This is a genomic window from Sphingomonas sp. R647 (genome assembly GCF_020177055.1).
Lineage (GTDB): Bacteria > Pseudomonadota > Alphaproteobacteria > Sphingomonadales > Sphingomonadaceae > Sphingomonas.
Genome location: NZ_JAIQXT010000005.1, coordinates 369,290 through 388,639, shown reverse-complemented (window position 1 = coordinate 388,639; position 19,350 = coordinate 369,290). Strand labels below are relative to the sequence as shown.

Below are 19,350 nucleotides of genomic sequence, written 5' to 3'. Positions count from 1 at the left end.
GCATGAAGGATATAGGATGAAGCTCTACCTCGTGGAAATAGGAGGCATGCGCGACGGTAATCTGTTCGAGTGCCACGAAGTCCATGCGCTGGTCGCCCCCGGCGAGGAGCAGTTGATTCTCGATTGTCGGTCCCGATTTGCCGGCGCGATGCGGGCTGCCCATCTCGACGGATGGATCGAACTGGAGCTCGAAGATCTGACCGAGGATGGGGCGCGAGTTGGGCCATCGTTTTTCGTTGTGGAGCTCGGACGCAATTCGGCGAACGCGATACGCGAGCAGCATGATTACCGGTTCTTCAGTGCGGGAAACTTCAAGGAGGCGGTGCAAGCTGCACGTCAAGGTTTCCCGGGGTGGCACGTCGACGCGTGCATCGACCTCGATGACCTGGCCCGGCAGGCGGGATATGCGCTGCGCCGCGATCTGCTCGGGGACGTACCTCAGCCTCGTTCGACAGCACGGTATATTCGCTTTTTTGAACCGCGAACATAAGTGCATCTTCTGGGGCGTTAAAATCGACACCTCGCGCAAGGTGAGGGAGCCTGTCAGGCAATCTCGGGGGCCTCAGTCAAGGCACGCGCATCTTCCGCGTCGATCCCGACATAGCCGAAGTCGTCAAGCTGCAAATCCAGACCCTCACAGGGCCTGCATGCGCACTAGCACTCAATCCTGACTTGTGATCAAGCCGCAAGCGCTTCCAACAACGCCTGGACCCGTTCCGCTCGCGCGGGTTCGTCGATCGCTTCGAGAAGCACGAGGCGGTCGTTTTTGGCCGTCAGGCCGTGCCGAGCAGCATCCGCACTGAAGTCGCGTCGAGGCGTTAAAGCGATTGCTGAAGGCCCGGCGTCGACGCGGGCGACACAGGCGGTCCGCGCGGCCAGGCGCAGCCGGGAATGCGCCATCAGATCGGCAGCGGCATTGGGCAGCGGCCCGAAACGGTCGATCAGCTCCTCTTCGAACGCGTCAATTTCGGCTTCTCGCGTCAATCGGCTTAGCCGCACATAGAGCGTCAGACGCGTATCGGCCTCGGGTATCCAACTGTCCGGCAGCGCGCCATGCGTGCCGAGATGAAGTTCTGGTGTCCAACGGTCTGCCGGCTCCCCGCGCGCTTCGCGCAGCGCCTGCCCGAGCAAATGCTGGTAGAGATCGATTCCTATCAATTTCACGTGCCCGGCCTGCGTCTCGCCCAGCAGATCACCGGCCCCGCGCATGTCGAGATCCTGCGCGCTGATCTGGAAACCTGCGCCTAAGCGATCGAAAGTAGACAAGGTGCGCAGTCGCTTCATCGTCCGCTCTCCGATCGTGCGGTCATCGCCGGTGAGCAGGATTACCTGACCACGACGCGCACCTCGGCCGACGCGCCCGCGAAGCTGGTGAAGCTGGGCCAAACCAAAGCGGTCGGCACGCCAGACGATCATCGTGTTAGCTCGGGGCACGTCGAGCCCAGCTTCGATGATGTTGGTGGCGAGCAGAACGTCCCCTTGTCCGTCCGCAAAGCCCGCCATCACCGCATCGATTTCAGCTGGCGGCATCTTGCCGTGCGCCTCGACCAAGAGCAGATCGGGCGCCACCCGCCTCAGTTTTTCGGCAACATTGGCCATATCCTCGATCCGGGGGACGACGACGAAGCTCTGCCCGCCCCGGACCTTCTCGCGCCGCAGTGCCGTGCGGATGCGCCCATCGTCATAGTGATCAAGGCTGGTGCGTATTGGCTGGCGCCGGGCAGGCGGCGTGGCGATGATCGAAATTTGCTGGAGACCGACAAGCGCCATCTGGAGGGTCCTCGGGATCGGCGTTGCGCTGAGGCTGAGCAAATGCATCTCGCCCGATCCACGCAGGTTCGCCTTGTCGGCGGCACCAAAGCGCTGTTCCTCGTCGATAACCACCAGACCGAGCCGGTCATAGGTCACGCCCTTCGCCATTAGTATGCCGGTTCCGATGACGATGTGCACTGATCCGTCGGCCAAGCCGGCCTTAACCGCCTTTTTCTCGGCGGCGCTCGACAGGCGCGACAATCCGGCTACGTTCAGTCCCGACCCTTCGAAGCGACGTTGGAAGCTGGCGAGATGCTGGCGGACGAGCACCGTGGTCGGCGCCGCGATCACCACCTGATGGCCCGACAGCGCGGCAATCGCCGCGGCACGCAGCGCAACTTCGGTCTTGCCATAACCAACATCGCCGACGACGAGCCGGTCCATCGGCTTGCCGCTGGCAAGATCGGCGCGCACCGCGGCGATGGCACGGGCTTGATCGGCGGTCTCGTTGAACGGGAAGCCGCCAGCGAAACGCTCATAGGCGGCGGGATCGGGCTCGAGGACCGGTGCGACGAGCTTGGCACGCGTCTCGGCAAGGGCAGCCAATCCCTTCGCGCTTTCGGTGATCGCTGCGTTGATTTCACCACGGCGCTTCAACCAGGAAGAACCGTCGAGCTTGTCGAGGGTGACGGCTTCCGCATCCGCGCCATAGCGCCAGATCCGGTCAGCGTCATCGATCGCCACGAGGCGCCGCGCGCCCCCGGCATATTCGAGCGCGATCATCTCGCCGCCTTCGCCGCCAATAGGTGCGGGCTCAAGCCCTGCCACGATGCCGACGCCGTGATCTTCATGAACTACGACATCGCCAATCCGTATTTCGCTGCCGCCGACCGACCAGGGATTGGCGGCGGCAGTGCTGGAGCCGTCGCTGAGTGCGCGGCTGCCGAGCAGGTCCGCGGCCGCCACCAGCACCATTGCCTTGCTTACGAAGCCACGATCGGCCGGCATCTCCAGCAGCCCGGCGGTGCCGGTGGGAAGAGCTTCGGCTTCGGCCCAATCGGCGAGTGATGCGACTTCCAGGCCGAGACGCTTGGCGACGCGGGTACGCAGGAAACGCAGATCGCGCTGGCTCCCCGCTAACACGAAGTCATGTGTTTCCAGCAACGGCTTGGCGAAACGCGTGAGCGCCGACAGCGGCGAGCGCGTCTCCGCAAAATGGGGAACCGGATCGAATGCCGCTTCAAGGCGGTCCACTCGCCATTCGGACAGTGTCGCCGCCCAATCCGCTTCCGCAACCGCGTCGATTTTTCGCTTATCCCCTTGCGCAGCATCCTCAGCCAAGCGCAGGAAACGCCGCCGACGCTTGTCGGCTTTCTCCGAAAATAGGATCGTGCCAGGAACGAGATGCGGCAGGATCGAGCCCGCGCCGTCGGCAGGCGGCTCGGCGGCGCGACCGATCTCGATCGATTCGAGATCGCCGACTGTGCGCTGCGTGACGGCATCGTAGGAACGGATCGCAGCCACCTTGCCCTCGGCAATTTCGATCCGGGCCGGCGCCCCGGCGTCGGCGGGGAAGATATCGACGACGTCGCCACGAACAGCCATCTCGCCGGGTTCATCGACGCGATCATCCGCGACATAGCCGATTGTCTCTAGCATCTCCGACAAGCGCCCGATTGCCAGCACGTCCCCGACCGAGAGCCGCGGCAGCGCCTGATCGAAGGCTTGGGGCGGCGGATAGAGCCGAGCCGCGGCCTCGCCACTCATAACGCAGGCCAAGTGAGCGCGATTAGCCACGTGTTGGGCCATGCGGAGTGCGTGCAGCGCAGCCACGCGCACTCCAATATTGGCTGGCGATGCGGGCGCCACGTCGCCGGGCAGGGCGTCACTCGAGGGCACGAAGAAAACCGGCGCGGCGGGGAGCATCGCCCGAAGCGCGGCAGTAAGCGCCTGCGCCTGTTGGTCATCGTCGGCGAGGTAGAGCAGATCGTCGGCTTCGAGCTTCCGCGCCATCTGGGCTGCGATCCACGCTATCGATGACGTCATTCCTGTCTCCATTCCGCGACGCAACTGCGATCCGGCTGGCGACAAACGCAACGGGTCCGAAAAAGGCCACTGAGCGACAAAAATAGTTTTGCCGGTGGGACCCCTACGAAGACGCTCTTGGGCCGGATTAGCCTGTCGGCTTCGTGGCACCGACTGCGGGGAAGGGACGGGGAGGTATAGTGCTGTTCGGTCACTTCCGCTGTCGGTGCTCTGTTGCTAACGGAGGCGCATGAAGCCCGCATTGCACCCGCATGAAGATGATCGCCTGCGCGAACTTCGTCGCTACGGGATTCTGGACACCGACCGGGAGCGCGAGTTCGACGAGCTGGTCGAAATAGCGTCGGAAATTTGCGAAGCCCCCGTCTCGGTTATCAATTTCATCGACCAAGGCAGACAGTGGTTTAAGGCAGAGGTCGGGCTAGGCGTCAGATCAACTCCGCTCGAGACAAGCCTGTGCGGCCACGCGATCCTGCAGGGCGACTATATCGAGATATCAGACACCCTCGATGATGCACGGATGGCGGATAATCCGCTTTGCACCAGCGATCCGGGATTTCGCTTCTACGCTGGGTCGGTCCTGAAGGGGGCTAACGGTCTTCCGCTAGGCACGCTGTGCGTCCTGGACCACAAGCCGCGGGCGTTGTCGGAACATCAGCGCAAGGTGCTGCGGGTGCTGTCGCGCCATATCATGCGTCAACTGGACCTTCGCTTGGCGCTGGATCAGGAGCAGACACTCCGGCGGGAGGTCGATCACCGGGTCAAGAACTCGCTCGCGTCGATCGGGGCATTGCTTTTTATGAAGGCGCGGAGGGAAACAGACGCCGCTGTGCGGCACGCGCTGGAGGATGCGGGTAGCCGCGTTCGCTCACTGTCATCGCTTCATGCAGAACTCCACGAGCTGGGTGGGCAGGATCTGGTAAGCACGAAATCGCTGTTTATGCGCGTCGAGACCGATTTGCGACAGTTGCTCCCTGAAGGAATAGAACTCTCTATAGTCGTGCGCGACGGCGGGGTAGGCCCGGAACTTGCCAATTCGCTGGTCTTGATAGTCAACGAATTTGTTTCCAATTCCGTCAAGCATGCCTTCGGCTCAGGTCATGGTTCAATCAAGGTCGAGATAGATGCGCAGCCTGGCCGATTGGCGCTCCTTTGCCGTGATAACGGGACCGCAGGCGCGGCAGAGGCAGAGCGCGCGGCGAAGGGTTCTGGTCTGGGATCGCGCGTGATCCAGTCCATCGCCTCTTCAATGAATATCGTCCCCAAGTGGCGGGCTAGTGGCGATGGTATGGAGTTGAGCCTGGACGGCCCTATCCCCCGCCCGGGGAGATAAGGCCGCGTCAGTCGGCTGCGGTGTTGAGTAATGGGCTGAAAGCGGGCCGGAAGCAGACGATGTCCCACCGCAGGAAGGCGAAACAACAACATGTGCAATCCGTCGTTCCAAGTCAGCTTTGCCGATCGGATCGACGCAGTACGTGAAGGACCAGCGCAGCGACCCCAATCGCCAGGGTGAGGTGCAGCAAATTGGCTTCGGCTGACCAGCCCCGGCGCCACAGCTGAACGTTGAAGGCAATCGCGGCGAGCGTTGATCATGCCTTGCATCCACGCCGCGGCCAGGGTGCGGCGGCGCGCCAGCAACCAGACCCGAGTCATCAGCAGCGATAGGCCCATCAATCTGTATCACCTTAGCGAGCTAGAATTTCACCCTGCTTGATCGCGATCTGCGGTCGTCGGAGGACTCCTAGGTTGCGCGTCGGATCGGTAGCGTAGGCGACGAGGCTGGCCTCCGCTCCTTCCGAAAAATTGCCGATGTTCCGGTGGGGGAAAATAGCTTGCGGCGTGGTGGTGGTGGCAAGACGCAGCAATTCTGCGGGGCTGAAGACTTTGGTCCCATCCAGGGCCTCGATCTCGTCGATCACCGATCCGTCGAACAGGTCGCTGCCAGTCAGGATCGGCACACCTGCTGATTTCAGCCGGGCCAGATTATCGGCGATGACCGCCATCAGCGCTTCGCGATCTTCGGGATGCGCCATCAGGTAGTAGCGCGAGACCGCGACGGTCGGAATCATCACCGTGTTGCGCCGCTTCATTTCGGCGATCGTCGCGTCCGACAGGCGCAGATCCGACACGCTCAGGCCAGCGGGGATGCGCGTATTGAGATGTGCGACGATGTCGACACCCGCAGCAACGACACGGGCGATGTCGTCCGCGCTATCAACATGGGCCGCGACGCGCGCTCCGACGGCGCGGGCTCGCTCTACGACCTGCGGCAGCAAAGCCGTGCTCATTCCACGAAGGCCATAACTCGATGGATCCTGGCGCTGAGCCGCTGCATGGGCATCATCGACAACGATTACCTTGACCAGTTTGGGGCGGCTCTCGGCAATCTTCGGCCATTTGGCATCCAGATCTGCGAGGCTATCGATCGCCCAAAACGCCTTATCGATGTAGTCGCCTGGGTTCGCGGGCATTCCGGCCTGTTTTGCGCCCGCAAGGGCAAGTCCTAGAGGATGACCATCCGAACTGGACAAGGTCGCTTCTGCCCACAGCACGTCAACGCGTCCCGGACCGCCGAGCAAGCCCCGATGCCCGGCAATCTCCTCCGTATTCGCTGCCAGCTGCGCTGAATAGAAGATGCCGCGTCTCAAATAATCTTCAGCAAAGGTGGATGCCGACCACGCATTTTGCAGATTATGGTTGTGCGCATCGGCAAGCGGTGGGATCATATACTGCCCCTGCAAATTCACTCGCACATCAATTCTCGGCGGACGTTTGCGCGTGAGCTTTCCGTCGACGCTATACCAGCTGTCCTCGACAAAACGCTGGCCGTCGAACCACCTCCCTCCTTCAAGCGAAAGGGTGGGTTTGGGCAGAGTGACGGCAATACGGGGGCCGCCGGTAATTTCTCCCTCTTCGGCGGCAAGTGGGGCGGACGCAAGCAACATGGCAAGGGCCGGAACAATAAAGCGCAACATGACCACTCCTTCGTGAGTTGCCCGGCGCTAGGCTCTCTGCTGCTCCCTGCCAGCTTCCGCGACGTGAGATGGGGCGCAGGCGACGCGAACCGGTCAGCGTGCGCAGAGCGCTTCTTCCAGGGCGCCTCGAAAAGATCGGCTGAAGCGAACTCGCTTGCCGCCAACCAGTTCGAGTTCCCCATCGCCATTACGCTTCGTTTCCATCGCGGTGACGAGGTTGGCGCGAACAACGACAGAGCGATGGACGCGTACGAAGCCCGGCCCAAGCCGTGCAAGGAGTGTAGCGATCGATTCACGGATAAGGTGCACTTCGCCAGCGGCGTGAACGCACTGGTAATGGCCGGCACTCTCTACCGCCGCGATCAGTTCGGTTGCGATGAAGCGCGTGGAAGACCCGTCGCGAATTTCGATCGGCGCGGGCGCTGAGCCATGCCGGGCCTGGCGCACACGACCCAAGGCCCGGGCAAGATCGGAGGCTACAATGGGCTTGAGCAGATAATCGAACGCGCCTTGCCGGAAGGCTTCTACCGCCGCTCCCGGATCGGCCGTGATATAGACCAGCGCGGGGGCTTGCACGTGTGCGCTCAGCTCGCTGCCAAGTTGCGTCCCCGCACCATCAGGGAGGCAAACATCGAGGAAGACCAGGTCGAAGGTTCTCGACGCGATGCTCTTTCTGGCCTCCGCCAAAGTTGCAGCTTCGACCACGGGACCGATATCAGCATGTGCTTTTAGCAGCCGAAGCAAAGCTCCACGAGCCAGCGGATTATCCTCGACGGCCAGCACCGTCAGGTCAGGCAAATGGCACCTCTAGAACCACGTGGAAGCGAGCGCCCTCAGGTTTCGCAGTGAGGCGGAAGCGGTCCTGATACAGGATCGACAGGCGCTGCCTGACCTGCTCAAGACCGGAGCCTAGGCCGATCGAGGCGTGCGGAACGAGAGACAACGGATTGATGATCTTGATCCGTGTCACATCTTGCGCAGCCGTCACCCATAGCTCGATCTGCCGCGTGCCGTCAGGCAGCGGCGCGCCATGTGTCAGTGCGTTTTCAACCAACGGAACAAGGATGCGCGACGGCACCTGCCGCTGCCACAGTCCGTCGGCGACCTCGCGCCGGTAATCGAGTTTGCCGTCCAATTGGCGATAGAGCAGCACGTGCTCTTCTACGGCGCCCAATTCGTCGGCAAGAGTGTGCAACTCCTCTTCTGCCGACAAACCGCTACGCAGGACGTTCGCCAGCGCCGATAGTGCTGCCTCTGCGCGGTCGGCGGAGGCATGGGCCATTTGGGCAATCGATCCCAACGCGTTCATCAGGAAGTGGGGGTTTAGTTCGGCCCGCAAGGCTCGCAATTCTGCGCGCGTTGACCGGACCTCCTGATCGCGCGCTCGCTCCGCCCATACCAGCGTCTGGCCGACGGCGATGACTGCCACGTAGGTTGGCACGGCGAACAAGGATGTGACCAGGATACGTCTCGCCAACGCCTCGACTGACTGCGGCCCTCCGAGAAGCGCCGGCAAGATGATCGCCCCCAGCGCTTGCATCACTGGCACCAGGCTCGAAAGTAGCGCGACGACACCCAAACCGATGGTCAGCAGTGCTGTGACCGAGGAAGCATTGCGCCCCGTTCCGAGCGGATGTCTCCGGCAAATCGCGAATAGCACTGGGGTCGCCAGAGCCCAAGGGAGGAAGGTTGCAAAGCAGAATGCCGTCGCGAGGAAAAAGTCCATGGGCGATGGGCGGGGGCTCGAAGCAAGTGCTGCGGCAGGGCCCCAGGCAAGCGCTATACATGACCATGCAAAAGCTATCCAAATGCGCGGCATTCGGTAGTCGGTTTTCGTCAGCGCTTCCATGCATGCCCGATACGCTGAGCGAAGCTCCAGCGGCAATAGAACGCGGTTCGCGAAATGCAGATGGCCGAGATCGGGGCGCGAAGGGATCAATCCCCAGATCGCACTGGACACGTACACAAAACCGATTCACAAGGGCCTCGCGATCCCGCGAAACCCGCAGAAATCCGTGGGTTGAGGGGGCAGATATTTCGGGTTCGAATCCTGTCTGGCAACCCGACTTAAAGTGAGTGGCAAGGAGGCGCAGCGGGCGGCGTCCTGCAATCGTCACATCGACACCCCAGCGCAAGTCGGACTGCCGAGCGCCAACGCTGACAGATCGTCGTTGCGGGTCCAAGAAACTCCTTTGCGGATTGCAAAACCCACCGCCTGGTGGCCGATGCTTTGTCCCGGTTTGCCATAGCAGGTGCCGCCGCGGCGGCTTTGTGGGCGCGCCGACATCACGACATCATAGCGGGCTGGATCGAAGACTCGCTCGGCTGCAACCTTGCTCTCGACCTCCTGGAGCGCAATCACATCGGCAGCAAGCGCATCGGCGTGACGGCGCAGCTCGGCATAGTCCACATCGGTGCGGGGACAACAGCCTTGGCCGTTGCGTTCGGCGAGATGCTCGAGGTTCCAGCTGACGATCTTGAGCGGTGCCGACGCACGGCGGGATACATCCGCCTGCCGCTCGTCGGCGCAGCCGTTGACCAAAGTGAGCAGAGTGAACGCGAGGATCGAAGTCCGGAACATAGCCCATTTCTATCGGACTTCGTCGTTACCGTAATTAGGTTCAGGCAGCGGGGCAGGGCGGAGGCGTTGCACGCTGTCCGATGACCCTGTCCCGAAAAATGCCTCCAGTGAGAATGAGAGGAATCTGACAAAGTCGAAGCTGACGGAAGCTGGAGGTTTTGCATGAAGAAATTGAAGTTCACGGGCGAGCAGATCGCGTTTGCGCTGCGCCAGGCCGAGGTTTGAACACCGGTCGCCGAGGTCAGCCGCAAGATGGGTGTGTCGGAGGCGACGTACTACCGCTGGAAGCGGCTGTATGGTGGCCTGGGGCCGTCGGAGCTGCGCAAGATGCGCCAGCTCGGGGAAGAGAACCACAAGCTGAAGCGGCTTGTGGCGGACCTGTCGCTCGACAAGGCCATGCTCCAGGAAGTGCTGGCAAAAAGCCTAGCGCCTGGTCGGCTGCGCGAGATCGTCCACTGGGTGCAGGATTGTTATCGAGTGAGTGAACGGCGCAGCTGTTCCGTGCTCCGGTTCGATCGCAAGACGCACCGCTACTGGTCGGTCCGAGGCGATCAGGCGCCACTGAGGAGCAGGATCAAGGAGATTGCCGAGACGCGGCGCGCTATGGCTACCGGCGCATTCACGTGCTGCTGCGCCGCGAAGGTTGGGCGGTCAATGTGAAACGTGTTCGGCGGTTGTACCGGATGGAGGGTCTGAATTTGCGGGCAAAACGCCCGCGGCGCCATGTCATGGCATATCGAACTTGTCATTCAAAAGCCACCCGATGGTGAAACGTATGCAGAACGATTTGCTATTCGGTCGGTTTGGCAATTGATTATTCCCGTTAACGCTCCAAGTTTCCGCTTTACGGGGACGGGTGAGAAAACGCAGACGATGCACGTCGTTTACGAATGCGCGCGTGGCCGGCGCGCGCGAGCAGTTCGGCAGGACGCCCGAAGCATCCCGCCGAACCTTGGTGTCAGGCCGCGATCAGCATCGTCGTATCGCGGGGTGCCCGCAGGCCACGCGACCGCGCAGCGCGCGCGATCCGCTTCTCGGCACGCTGCACGCCCGCGAGCAGCTGCTGCGCAGGCCGGTGCGAGCGATGCTCGAGCCGGGTTCCGTCGGCAGACAGCGCGAAGTGCCCGCCGAACGTCGTCGGCGCGAGGATGATGATCGGCCCGTCGTTGGCCGGTGCCCAGAGCTTGCAGTCGACGAGCAAAGTCAGGTCGTCGCCGCGCGCGAGCACCGCTGGGTCGGTGGATGGCATCATCAACCAGACCCGGTCGAGCTTCGGTGTGTCGCCATCGACGTCGTAGATCAGCGACACGATCGTGCGACCGTGTTCGCGCACCGCCTGCTTCATCAGCATGAGGCCGCGTGCCGTCATCGGCGACGTCGACTGGATGCTGAAATCACGGGCGCCATCGCGGAGCCCATCGTCCGGATTGATATGTTGCGTCGCTGCAACGTGATAGGAAAAAAGTTTCGAGAGCGCGTTTCCGTAAGCCATATCTTAACCTCGCTTGCAGATAGCGAGCGGTGACAAGGGATTTTTCCCCTCTCACCTGCTATCCACTCAACTGCACCCGATGGTGCTCTGCCAGCGCTGCCGCGCACCCTGATCGTCTGCCCCGCCGGGCAGCGGCCATGGTCAAGTTCCTGCGCCCGCGGGCGCCACACGAGGTGGCAACTGTCGTGCGATCGGCCACGAGGGGATCTTCACTGGCTTGCGCTCGAGCAGTTGCACCAGCCAGGGCTGGCGGCTCGCAACCTTGCGCGCCATGCGCATCACAGCGGTGGCGCCAACGACCAGCAGCTTCCGCAGATACCTATCGCCTTGCTTGCTGATCCCACCGAGCCGCTTTTTGCCGCCTGAGCTATTGGTGCGCGGGTTATGACCCAACTACGCCGCGAACTGGCGACTGGATCGGAACAGCGATACATCCGGCAGAGCTGCGCCGATCGCTGATGCCGTGATGGGGCCGATGCCAGGCGAGGATCTGGGGCTCAAGCCAATCGATCTCGCCTGCCAGCGATCGAAGCTGCGCGCCTAAGGTGTGACGTGCCGACCGCGCATGTTATCAACCACTTTACTGGGCATGGCTGTAGCCATTTCGAACCTGCTCTTGATCGCGTTGCCGTCAATTGCGCCGCGCGCAACGACAGCTTCGCGCCCCATTGCAGTCGTTCACCTTGATTTGGCGCGAACCTGAAACCTGCCGTTCATTCATCCGGCTTTGAGCAGTGGCCGGAGCTGCCGACATTGGAGGCTTTCATGCGTGTTCGCGTACGTGGGATTGCGATTGCGTCGGCCTGGCTCGCCGTTGCTTCCCGGCTTGCCTTCTCGGCGATGCCGTCAGCGCGTTGGTCGTGATCAGGCCCGCGCGTTTTCCACCGCGACCGCGACGGTCAGCAACGCGACGAAGATGCCCGCGTTCAGCTTCGGTTCCCAATATTCCATTGCAAAGATGGTGAGGGCAAGCCACGCCCCGGCCCCAGCCACCGAGAGTAGCACGATGGCGGGGTCGCGCAGCAGATCGGGCCGTCGCCGCACCGCCCACAGGCACATCAACCCGAACAGCACCTGTCCGAGCGCGAAGACCGAGTGTAACCCGTAGTAAAGCGTGGTCTGCGGCCCCGGCACATGGTTGCCGCGCAGGTATTGGCCCACGACATCGATCGCGAAATGCAGCGTGCCGGTAAGCGTTAGCCAACCGAATGCGGCAAGGGTCAGATACCTGGCCATGATCGCCTCTTCGCTCGATCGCTTAGAACCGTACGCCGGTCGCGGTTTCCGACAATGCCCACAGGTGCTCGGCGGCCGCGCGGTCCAGTGCTTGCGGGGGGATCTTGGCTTCGGCAGGGTAGCCGCGCGTCTCGCCAAGCCGGTCGGGGCCGTAATAGCCTCCCGCGCGCGCATCGGGCGCTGTCGCTGCAAACAGCAGCGGCAGTGCACCTCGCGCTGCGGGCTGGAACAAGAACGGCAGCAGCGACCGGACGCGACTATGCACGCTGCCACGACCCGGTCCGTTGTGAAGGAGCTCGGTGCGTGAGACCCCGGGATGCGCGGCGATGCTGCTAATGTTCCACCCGGCCACTGCGCTGCGCCGCTCAAGCTCAAACGCGAACATGAGACAAGCGATCTTAGAGCGGGCATAGACCGGCATCGCCGCGTAGCCGTCACTCGCGTTCCAATCGTCCCAATCGATCGTTCCCGATCGCGCCGCGACGCTTGACACGGAAACGACGCGGGCACCCGCCGACGCGCGCAGCAACGGCAGCAGGTGCCCGGTCAGCGCAAAATGCCCAAGATAATTGGTGCCGAACTGCAGCTCGAACCCGTCCGCCGTCTGCTGGCGTTCGGGCGGCACCATCACGCCCGCATTGTTGACGAGCAAGTCGACCCGCTGCTGGTCCTCGCGCACCCGATCGGCGAAGCGTGCGACTGAGGCGAGCGAGGCAAGGTCCAGTGCCTCGAAGCGGACTTGCGCTGCGGGCACGTCCGATCTGATGCGGGAAACGGCCTCCGCACCCTTGCGCGGATCGCGTCCCGCGATCACGACCTCGGCGCCTGCACGGCTCAGCGCCAGCGCCACCTCGAAGCCGAGTCCGCCTGTGCCGGTCACCACCGCTGCTCGCTCCTCCTGACGGGGCATGTCGCTGATTGTCCACTTTCGCATCATCACCGATCCTGCTATCTGCACTCGGTGCAATTATTAACTTGCACTCAGTGCAATAATCAAGCGTGAAGTGATGAGAACGGTTGAGAAGGTTGCCCGGCCCTTGGCGGGACTCCGCGAGCGGAAGCGGCAGGAGACGCTGCGGCGGATCACCGAGGCCGGCATCGGCTTGTTCATCCACAAGGGCATCGACGCGACGACGCTGGACGAGATCGCCGCGATGGCGGGCATCTCGCGTCGCACATTCTTTCATTACTTCAAGTCGAAGGACGACATCCTCCTCTCGCTTCAGAAGGGCATGGGCGAGATGATCGCAGCGCGGGTCCGGCAAGCGGGGGATGCCGTCTCACCAATCGATGCGATCCGCGACGCGGTGATCGCGGTCTGCGCCGAGGTGCCCGCCGGCGACATGATCGCGATCGATCGGCTCATGCGGTCGAGTCCGGCAGTGCAGGCGCGCAAGCAGGCGAGCTATGTCGAGCATGAACGGACGTTGTACGCCGCGCTGCGTGAACGATGGCCCGACCCCGCGCGCGAGATGGCGCTCCGGCTCGTCGCCATGCTCGCGATTGGAGCCATCCGCCTCGCTACGGAAGCCCTCGGCGTTGAGGGCGAACAGCGCACGCTGATCGAGCTCCTCGAAACCGGGTTTGATGCGCTGACCGATGAGCTGTCAGGCGCGCGGACCGACAATCGCACAACCTCGTTGCTTGCGTGAGCTTTCCTGAAACATCAAAGTTCGCAAGACCGGCCCATGAGGGGCCGTCAGTGAATGTACGATCGGGAATCGCTTCAGCTGCTCAAAACGTGCCACAAGATGCAGGAAGCGCTTCGAGATTCTGTGGGACGAAATGTGGGACGTAATCTGACCATATCGTCCGAGATGGCGATATTCCGCCATTTCTCACTTGACGATGGTGACCCCTACGGAAGCCGATATGCGTCGATATCTATTTGATATTATTAAACAAACGTCAGAATTGCAAATCTGGTACCATCATTCATACCATCAAGTTTCTCGGACTTCGTGCCCTAGCTTGGGACAACGTGCCAGTCGCGGTGGGCCGGGGAGGGGCTTAGGCTGCGGCAAATGGGCGACTCAGCCCGGCCAGCGGGGATGCTCGTCGTCGATCACATAATTGAGGCGGGTTTCACCTTCGGGATCTCCCTCCGCTAGATGAGGATCTTCGGCTGGCTCGCCGTGACTGTGCTTCACGATCTCTGGATCCTGCGCCGGCCAGACGAGAGCAGCAAATCCCGTTCCCAACAGCGCTAGGAATGCGGTCGCACCAAAAGCCACGCCCATCCTGTCTTCGCGCCCAGCTGACCGGCCACCGGGTATGCGACCAGACAGGATATGTGGCTGAGCGCGAATTGCGCCCATCCCGGGGGGGCACAGGCAAGCAGCCCCAGCACCGCGACCGGCCCGGTCGGTCGCGAGAAGGGTGCCCGGAAGCGCGAATGGATCGCCATGTCAGCCCGAAGTTAGCGCCGAGAACTTGCGGCTGGCCGCGCTCCAGTCGATCACCTTCATATAGGCATCGACATAGGCGGCGGCCTTGGCGCCATAGTCGATCGCATATGCATGCTCGTACATGTCGAGCGCGAGGATCGGCGTCCCACCCGCCAGCGTCATGGTGTGATCAGCCGCCCATTGGTTCACCAGGCACTTGTCGCGGTGGCTCCAGGTTAGCAGCACCCAGCCCGAACCGCCGCCCAGCGCCTTGCCCATGCCCGCAAATTCGGCAGCCCAGCGATCGAAGCTCCCGAAATTCTGCTCGATCGTCTGCGACAGCGGCTCGATTGGGTCAGAGGGGGTCCCGAACCCGGAAAAATAGAGCTCGTGAAGGATCATCGAATTCCATGCGATGAGCTCCTCGCGCTTGAGCCCGTTGATCGTGAATCCCGGCGCGGACGCGGGGTCGATGCTCGCGAACTGGGTCGCAATCGCACCCAGCCGCTTCACCGCGCCGACATAATTATTGTCGTGATGGCTGACGAGCAGCTTTTCGGACAGGCCCGCGATCGAGGCGGGATTGAACGGCAACGGCTGGGGCGTGAAACTCCGGGCGGCGGCAGGCGACGGTGCGGCCGATGCTTGGCCGGTGAGGCCGCTCATCGCACCGACGCCGAGGGTTGCGCCGGTGGCGAGCAAAGTGCGGCGGTCAATTCTGGAGTCGGGCATGTGATGCTCCCTGCAAGCTGGTGGTTCATTGGATGAGGCCGGTGAAATAGAGCAGCACGCCGGCGGCGGACGTCGCGAAAAGCGTCGGGATCGTCCCGGCCTTGAAGTGCAGCATCGCCAGGATCGCCGCCGCAGAGAGCAAAAGCGCCCAGAGATCGACGCTCGCGAGTACCGGCATGTCGAACCGGACTGGGCCTGCCTTGAACGGCTGCACGGCACGGAAAATGGTGTGGATCGCGAACCAGATTGCAAGGTTGAGGATCACGCCTACCACCGCCGCGGTAATCGCCGACAAAGCGCCTGCGACCGCGGCGTTGCCGCGCAGCCGCTCAACGAAGGGCGCGCCCACGAATATCCACAGGAAGCACGGGATGAAGGTGACCCAGGTCGCGAGCAGGCCGCCAAGCGTGCCTGCGATCATCGGATGCAGCATGCCAGGGTCGCGATAGGCACCCATGAAACCGACGAACTGGAGCACCATGATCAGCGGGCCCGGCGTGGTCTCGGCCATGCCGAGCCCGTCGAGCATCTCGCCAGGCTGCAGCCAGCGATAGGATTGCACCGCTTCCTGCGCGACATAAGCGAGCACCGCATAGGCGCCCCCAAACGTCACCGTGGCCATGGTCGAGAAGAAGGTCGCGATATGGCTGAAGACATTGTCGGGTCCCAGCCAGAGCAGCAGCACCGCGACCGGGATCAGCCACAGCGCCAGCCACACCGCCGCGGTTCGGAATGCCTGGCGCGGCGTCACGCGAGCATGGTCCGGCAGCTCCTCGCCCAGCAGGGTATCGACATCTTCGACGAGTTCGCCCTTCGACGCGCCATGTCCGCCGCCGACCATGAACACCGTCAGTCCGGCACGCCCGCCGAAATAGCCGATCAAGCCTGCGGCAAGCACGATGATCGGGAAGGGCATGCCGAGGAAGAAGATCAGCACGAACGCGGCCGCCGCCATTGCCAGCATCACGTTGTTCGTGAGCGCGCGCGAGCTGATCCGCACGACGGCTTGCAGCACGATCGCGAGCACCGCCGCCTTGAGGCCGAAGAACAGGGCCGCGACGATACCGAGCTTTCCGTAGAGTACGTAGATCCAGCTCAGCACCATGATCGAGAAGAGGCCCGGTAAGACAAACAAACCGCCCGCGATGATCCCGCCGCGGGTCCTGTGCATCAGCCAGCCTATATAGGTGGCGAGTTGCTGCGCCTCCGGACCGGGGAGCAGCATGCAATAGTTGAGTGCGTGCAGGAACCGCTGCTCGCCGATCCAGCGTTTCTCTTCGACCAATATCCGGTGCATCACCGCGATCTGGCCGGCGGGGCCACCGAACGAGAGCGCCGCGATCCGCAGCCACACCCAGAACGCTTCGCCGATCGAAACCGGGCCAGGCCGGATCGTCCTGGGAATCGCCCCCAGAGCAGCCGTGCTCATGCCTCCACCTTGGGGCGCGAGGACTTGGGCTGATGCGATACCCAGTCATGCGTCTCCCTGGTCGCATCGCGGCACCAGCGGTAGAGCGCGTCATAGACCAGCATTCCGGCGTCGAGCTGTTCGAGGTCGTCGATGAACATACGCGACAGGCCCAGCGACACCGCAACAAGCCCCGCCGCCTCGGGGATCAGATCTGGCCGCGCGGTATCCGCGCCGCGGACGATTACGGCGAGATGTGCCAGCGCGGGCAAGCCTGACAGCCCAAAGCCATCGACCATTACGTCGAAGGTGCAGCGCTCTCCATCGTGGCTCCAGAAGACGCCGTCATGTTCGACGTCAAATGGTGCCGCGGCGAACCGATCAGCGACACCGGCGACCTCGGGCGGGCTGACGAACAGGAAAACTGCGTCCGGATCGACGAACCGGCGGATCAGCCAGGGACATGCGATGCGATCGACCTTCGGCCGGGCCCGCGTAACCCAAACCGTCCGTCCCTGGGGGTCGCGCGGCGGCAAGACTGCTTCGGGCACCATCGGCAGCCCCGCCGCGGCCCAGGCAAGCGCTCCACCCTCCAGCGATTCGGCTTCAACCCCTTCGTGCCGCAGCCAGGCGGCAACGCCTTCGCTGAGTTTCTGGCCCTTCTGGCAAACGACGACTGCGCGGCGTCCCTTTAGTCCTGGAGCCCAGTCGGCGACATTTTCATGACTCCGCCGAACCGCCCCGGGCACGAGGCGGGGATCGGCGGCGAAGTCCTCCGGTGTCTGGACGTCGATGACCAGCGGCGCGCTGGGCATTCCGATCAGTCGGGCGAGCTTGCCGGGTGATATGGTGTTTATCGCAGGCATGACGCGTCCCTTAAGATATGCAGGACGCGATACTTCAGCCTTTCGCCTCATGGGGTGATCGCGATCCCCATGTGCCCCATTTGGCAGCTGAGATTGGACTATGTCAACGCGAGACTTGTTCGAAGATCATCAGTGCTTTTGGTCAGCCGTTGGTGGACCTTGGCGGGCTGCGTTGACGTCGTTTGCCGGGGCGCGCGCGGGGCTGTGTGTGTTTCGATGTTGGGCTCAACACCCTCGTCGCGGCGATCAGTGACCGTCCGCTTGCAGATGTTGCCGAGATCGGCGGCACGTTCCGGGACGGTGCCAAGGGTGGCTTCCGCCAGTTTGGTGTAGCTGCGATCGAACGTCCCCAGTCGGCTCCTCCCGCATATATCATTGTAGATTGTCTGGGCAACGATGGGCTGCCGGCTCGTCGCGCCGCTGCGGCCATTCCGGATCATCGCGAGGTGCCGCTCAGCACGATCGTCGAATTGACTAGGTCCTGAGTTAAAGCGTCTATCCGGTATCCCCCCTAGGTCGCGCTCCCGAGTGGCCAGCATGGGAGGCGGCGACCACTAGGCGGCAAGTGCCAGTGGGAACCCGATCGATGAAGGCCGAAGACCATCGCCACCGCCGCCTGATGGCTTTGCCACCGCTATGGCGGGGCGGTTTCAGGCCGTTCTTCTTGGGGGGAGCCATCTGGTCGCTCGTCGTTGTCGCGTTATGGCTCGCCGCGCTGGCGGGGGTGGTGACATTGCCCACCGCATTCGACGCGCTCGCCTGGCACCGGCACGAGATGCTGTTCGGCTATCTCGGCGCGGTCATTGCCGGCTTCTTGCTGACGGCGATCCCCAACTGGACCGGCCGACTGCCGATGGCGGGCGGGCGACTCGCGCTGTTTGCAGGGCTTTGGCTCGCGGCACGCGTCGCGGTGCTGTTCTCCGGCGTGCTGGGCACGTTGCTCGCGGCGGTACTAGATATCGGCTTCCTCGCCACGCTCGCTTTCGTCGCCGCGCGCGAAGTGATCGCGGCGAAGAACCGCAACCTGCCAGTCGTCATCGTGATCGCGGTGCTCACCTGCGCGAGCGCACTCGACCATGGCGCGGCACTGGGCGTCGATGTGCCAGCGGGACTCGGGTGGCGGCTCGGGTTTGGCACGGTCCTGATGCTCATCGCCCTGATCGGGGGACGGATCGTCCCCTCCTTCACCCGCAACTGGCTCGCGAAACAGGGGGTGACGCAGCGGTTGCCGACCCAGCCGGGCCGGTTCGATATTGCCACCCTGGCCGTACTGGCGCTGGCGCTGGTCGCGTGGACGCTTACGCCGGAGGGCGCGTGGACAGCGACGCTGCTGATCGCCGCCGGGGCGCTGCAGGCGATCCGGCTCGCGCGCTGGTCTGGCCTGCGCACGCGGCATGACCCCTTGGTGCTGATGCTTCATATTTCCTACGCTTGGCTACCGATCGGCCTGGTTCTGCTCGGCCTCGCTGGCTATCTGCCGGGAATGCCCGCATCGACCGGGCTGCATGCGCTGGGGACCGGGGCGATGGCGTCGATGACGCTGGCGGTGATGACCCGCGCTACGCTCGGCCATACCGGCCGGACGCTGCATGCGGATGGCTGGACGCGGGCTATCTACACGCTGGTAACGGTCGGCGCGGCGTTGCGCGTCGCTGCCGCTGCGCTTCCGTTCGATTATCTCCAGACCGTGATGGTCAGCGGCCTGTTGTGGAGCGGGGCGTTCATCCTGTTCCTGTGGACCTATGGCCCGTATCTGCTCGACGCGCGGCCGGATGGCCGCCCCTGAGCGCCTGCGGCGACGCGCCGGCCCACCTCCGGTAGCGCCCTTAGGGACGTGACCGAATTGGCGGCAAGGGTGCGAGTTGGCATCCTACCTGC

The 19,350-nt window shown here is 63.2% G+C and carries 16 protein-coding genes and 2 pseudogenes; 6 read left to right on the top strand and 12 right to left on the bottom strand.

From position 1 onward, the window contains the following. Window positions 1-16: 16 nt before the first annotated feature. Complete coding sequence (locus tag K9B35_RS14905; RefSeq protein ID WP_224922772.1) at window positions 17-490, top strand: hypothetical protein; 474 nt, start codon at window positions 17-19, stop codon at window positions 488-490. A gap of 188 nt (window positions 491-678) precedes the next feature. Here the strand turns inward: K9B35_RS14905 and K9B35_RS14900 are convergent, their stop codons facing one another. Continuing rightward, window positions 679-3,798, bottom strand: a complete 3,120-nt coding sequence (locus K9B35_RS14900; RefSeq protein WP_224922771.1) for a helicase-related protein — start codon at window positions 3,796-3,798, stop codon at window positions 679-681. A 229-nt stretch (window positions 3,799-4,027) separates the two neighbouring features. On the opposite strand from K9B35_RS14900, the gene K9B35_RS14895 reads away from it, so the two are divergent. Further along, window positions 4,028-5,128: a sensor histidine kinase gene (locus K9B35_RS14895; RefSeq protein WP_224922770.1), complete on the top strand. Its 1,101-nt coding sequence runs from the start codon at window positions 4,028-4,030 to the stop codon at window positions 5,126-5,128. A 352-nt stretch (window positions 5,129-5,480) separates the two neighbouring features. Here K9B35_RS14895 and K9B35_RS14890 read toward each other — a convergent pair whose 3' ends face one another. The 4 genes from K9B35_RS14890 to K9B35_RS14875 all read right to left on the bottom strand — a co-directional run bounded on the left by K9B35_RS14890 (window position 5,481) and on the right by K9B35_RS14875 (window position 9,351). Further along, entirely contained in the window at window positions 5,481-6,770 is a 1,290-nt protein-coding gene (locus K9B35_RS14890; RefSeq protein ID WP_224922769.1) for an amidohydrolase family protein, read from the bottom strand. 93 nt (window positions 6,771-6,863) lie between these two features. Beyond that, window positions 6,864-7,568: a LytR/AlgR family response regulator transcription factor gene (locus K9B35_RS14885; protein WP_224922768.1), complete on the bottom strand. Its 705-nt coding sequence runs from the start codon at window positions 7,566-7,568 to the stop codon at window positions 6,864-6,866. Then, window positions 7,561-8,496, bottom strand: coding sequence for a sensor histidine kinase (locus K9B35_RS14880; RefSeq protein WP_224922767.1), 936 nt, complete (start codon window positions 8,494-8,496; stop codon window positions 7,561-7,563). Before K9B35_RS14880 ends, K9B35_RS14885 begins: the two co-directional genes overlap by 8 nt. 387 nt (window positions 8,497-8,883) lie before the next feature. Continuing rightward, window positions 8,884-9,351: a hypothetical protein gene (locus tag K9B35_RS14875; protein ID WP_224922765.1), complete on the bottom strand. Its 468-nt coding sequence runs from the start codon at window positions 9,349-9,351 to the stop codon at window positions 8,884-8,886. Window positions 9,352-9,513: 162 nt separating this feature from the next. On the opposite strand from K9B35_RS14875, the pseudogene K9B35_RS14870 reads away from it, so the two are divergent. Beyond that, window positions 9,514-10,085: pseudogene (locus tag K9B35_RS14870) on the top strand (transposase); the annotation flags it as partial. Between the two features lie 224 nt (window positions 10,086-10,309). Here the strand turns inward: K9B35_RS14870 and K9B35_RS14865 are convergent. The 4 genes and pseudogenes from K9B35_RS14865 to K9B35_RS14850 form a co-directional block, all read right to left on the bottom strand. Then, on the bottom strand, window positions 10,310-10,720 hold the full coding sequence (locus K9B35_RS14865; protein ID WP_224922764.1) for a hypothetical protein: 411 nt from the start codon (window positions 10,718-10,720) through the stop codon (window positions 10,310-10,312). 264 nt (window positions 10,721-10,984) lie between these two features. Next, window positions 10,985-11,326 (bottom strand): annotated as a pseudogene (locus tag K9B35_RS14860) (transposase); the annotation flags it as partial. Window positions 11,327-11,707: 381 nt separating this feature from the next. After that, window positions 11,708-12,079 (bottom strand): hypothetical protein, encoded by a 372-nt coding sequence (locus K9B35_RS14855; RefSeq protein ID WP_224922762.1) that lies wholly within the window; start codon window positions 12,077-12,079, stop codon window positions 11,708-11,710. A 22-nt stretch (window positions 12,080-12,101) separates the two neighbouring features. Beyond that, complete coding sequence (locus K9B35_RS14850) at window positions 12,102-13,013, bottom strand: SDR family oxidoreductase (RefSeq protein ID WP_224922760.1); 912 nt, start codon at window positions 13,011-13,013, stop codon at window positions 12,102-12,104. Between the two features lie 103 nt (window positions 13,014-13,116). Between K9B35_RS14850 and K9B35_RS14845 the strand changes: the two genes are divergently transcribed. After that, the gene (locus tag K9B35_RS14845) at window positions 13,117-13,731 is read left to right on the top strand and encodes a TetR/AcrR family transcriptional regulator (RefSeq protein WP_224922758.1); all 615 of its coding nucleotides are present in this window, start codon (window positions 13,117-13,119) and stop codon (window positions 13,729-13,731) included. Between the two features lie 756 nt (window positions 13,732-14,487). Here K9B35_RS14845 and K9B35_RS14840 read toward each other — a convergent pair. The 3 genes from K9B35_RS14840 to K9B35_RS14830 are packed head-to-tail and all read right to left on the bottom strand — an operon-like array spanning window position 14,488 to window position 17,472. Then, window positions 14,488-15,198, bottom strand: coding sequence for a superoxide dismutase (locus tag K9B35_RS14840; RefSeq protein ID WP_224922757.1), 711 nt, complete (start codon window positions 15,196-15,198; stop codon window positions 14,488-14,490). A gap of 25 nt (window positions 15,199-15,223) precedes the next feature. Then, on the bottom strand, window positions 15,224-16,627 hold the full coding sequence (gene chrA / locus K9B35_RS14835; protein WP_224922755.1) for a chromate efflux transporter: 1,404 nt from the start codon (window positions 16,625-16,627) through the stop codon (window positions 15,224-15,226). Further along, the gene (locus tag K9B35_RS14830; RefSeq protein ID WP_224922752.1) at window positions 16,624-17,472 is read right to left on the bottom strand and encodes a chromate resistance protein ChrB domain-containing protein; all 849 of its coding nucleotides are present in this window, start codon (window positions 17,470-17,472) and stop codon (window positions 16,624-16,626) included. The genes chrA and K9B35_RS14830 overlap by 4 nt, the downstream gene beginning before the upstream one ends. A 206-nt stretch (window positions 17,473-17,678) precedes the next feature. Here K9B35_RS14830 and K9B35_RS14825 point away from each other — a divergent pair, with 206 nt between their 5' ends. Together K9B35_RS14825 and K9B35_RS14820 are read left to right on the top strand one after the other, a co-directional pair. Continuing rightward, the gene (locus tag K9B35_RS14825) at window positions 17,679-17,957 is read left to right on the top strand and encodes a hypothetical protein (RefSeq protein WP_224922751.1); all 279 of its coding nucleotides are present in this window, start codon (window positions 17,679-17,681) and stop codon (window positions 17,955-17,957) included. 101 nt (window positions 17,958-18,058) lie between these two features. Beyond that, window positions 18,059-19,258, top strand: a complete 1,200-nt coding sequence (locus tag K9B35_RS14820) for an NnrS family protein (RefSeq protein WP_224922750.1) — start codon at window positions 18,059-18,061, stop codon at window positions 19,256-19,258. Window positions 19,259-19,350: the final 92 nt, after the last annotated feature.

Coding starts and splice junctions, on each gene's coding strand:
- K9B35_RS14905 (WP_224922772.1), top strand. CDS start 17: ATGAAGCTCTACCTCGTGGAAATAGGAGGCATGCGCGACGGTAATCTG.
- K9B35_RS14900 (WP_224922771.1), bottom strand. CDS start 3,798: ATGACGTCATCGATAGCGTGGATCGCAGCCCAGATGGCGCGGAAGCTC.
- K9B35_RS14895 (WP_224922770.1), top strand. CDS start 4,028: ATGAAGCCCGCATTGCACCCGCATGAAGATGATCGCCTGCGCGAACTT.
- K9B35_RS14890 (WP_224922769.1), bottom strand. CDS start 6,770: ATGTTGCGCTTTATTGTTCCGGCCCTTGCCATGTTGCTTGCGTCCGCC.
- K9B35_RS14880 (WP_224922767.1), bottom strand. CDS start 8,496: ATGGACTTTTTCCTCGCGACGGCATTCTGCTTTGCAACCTTCCTCCCT.
- K9B35_RS14875 (WP_224922765.1), bottom strand. CDS start 9,351: ATGTTCCGGACTTCGATCCTCGCGTTCACTCTGCTCACTTTGGTCAAC.
- K9B35_RS14865 (WP_224922764.1), bottom strand. CDS start 10,720: ATGACGGCACGCGGCCTCATGCTGATGAAGCAGGCGGTGCGCGAACAC.
- K9B35_RS14855 (WP_224922762.1), bottom strand. CDS start 12,079: ATGGCCAGGTATCTGACCCTTGCCGCATTCGGTTGGCTAACGCTTACC.
- K9B35_RS14850 (WP_224922760.1), bottom strand. CDS start 13,013: ATGCGAAAGTGGACAATCAGCGACATGCCCCGTCAGGAGGAGCGAGCA.
- K9B35_RS14840 (WP_224922757.1), bottom strand. CDS start 15,198: ATGCCCGACTCCAGAATTGACCGCCGCACTTTGCTCGCCACCGGCGCA.
- chrA (WP_224922755.1), bottom strand. CDS start 16,627: ATGAGCACGGCTGCTCTGGGGGCGATTCCCAGGACGATCCGGCCTGGC.
- K9B35_RS14830 (WP_224922752.1), bottom strand. CDS start 17,472: ATGCCTGCGATAAACACCATATCACCCGGCAAGCTCGCCCGACTGATC.
- K9B35_RS14820 (WP_224922750.1), top strand. CDS start 18,059: ATGAAGGCCGAAGACCATCGCCACCGCCGCCTGATGGCTTTGCCACCG.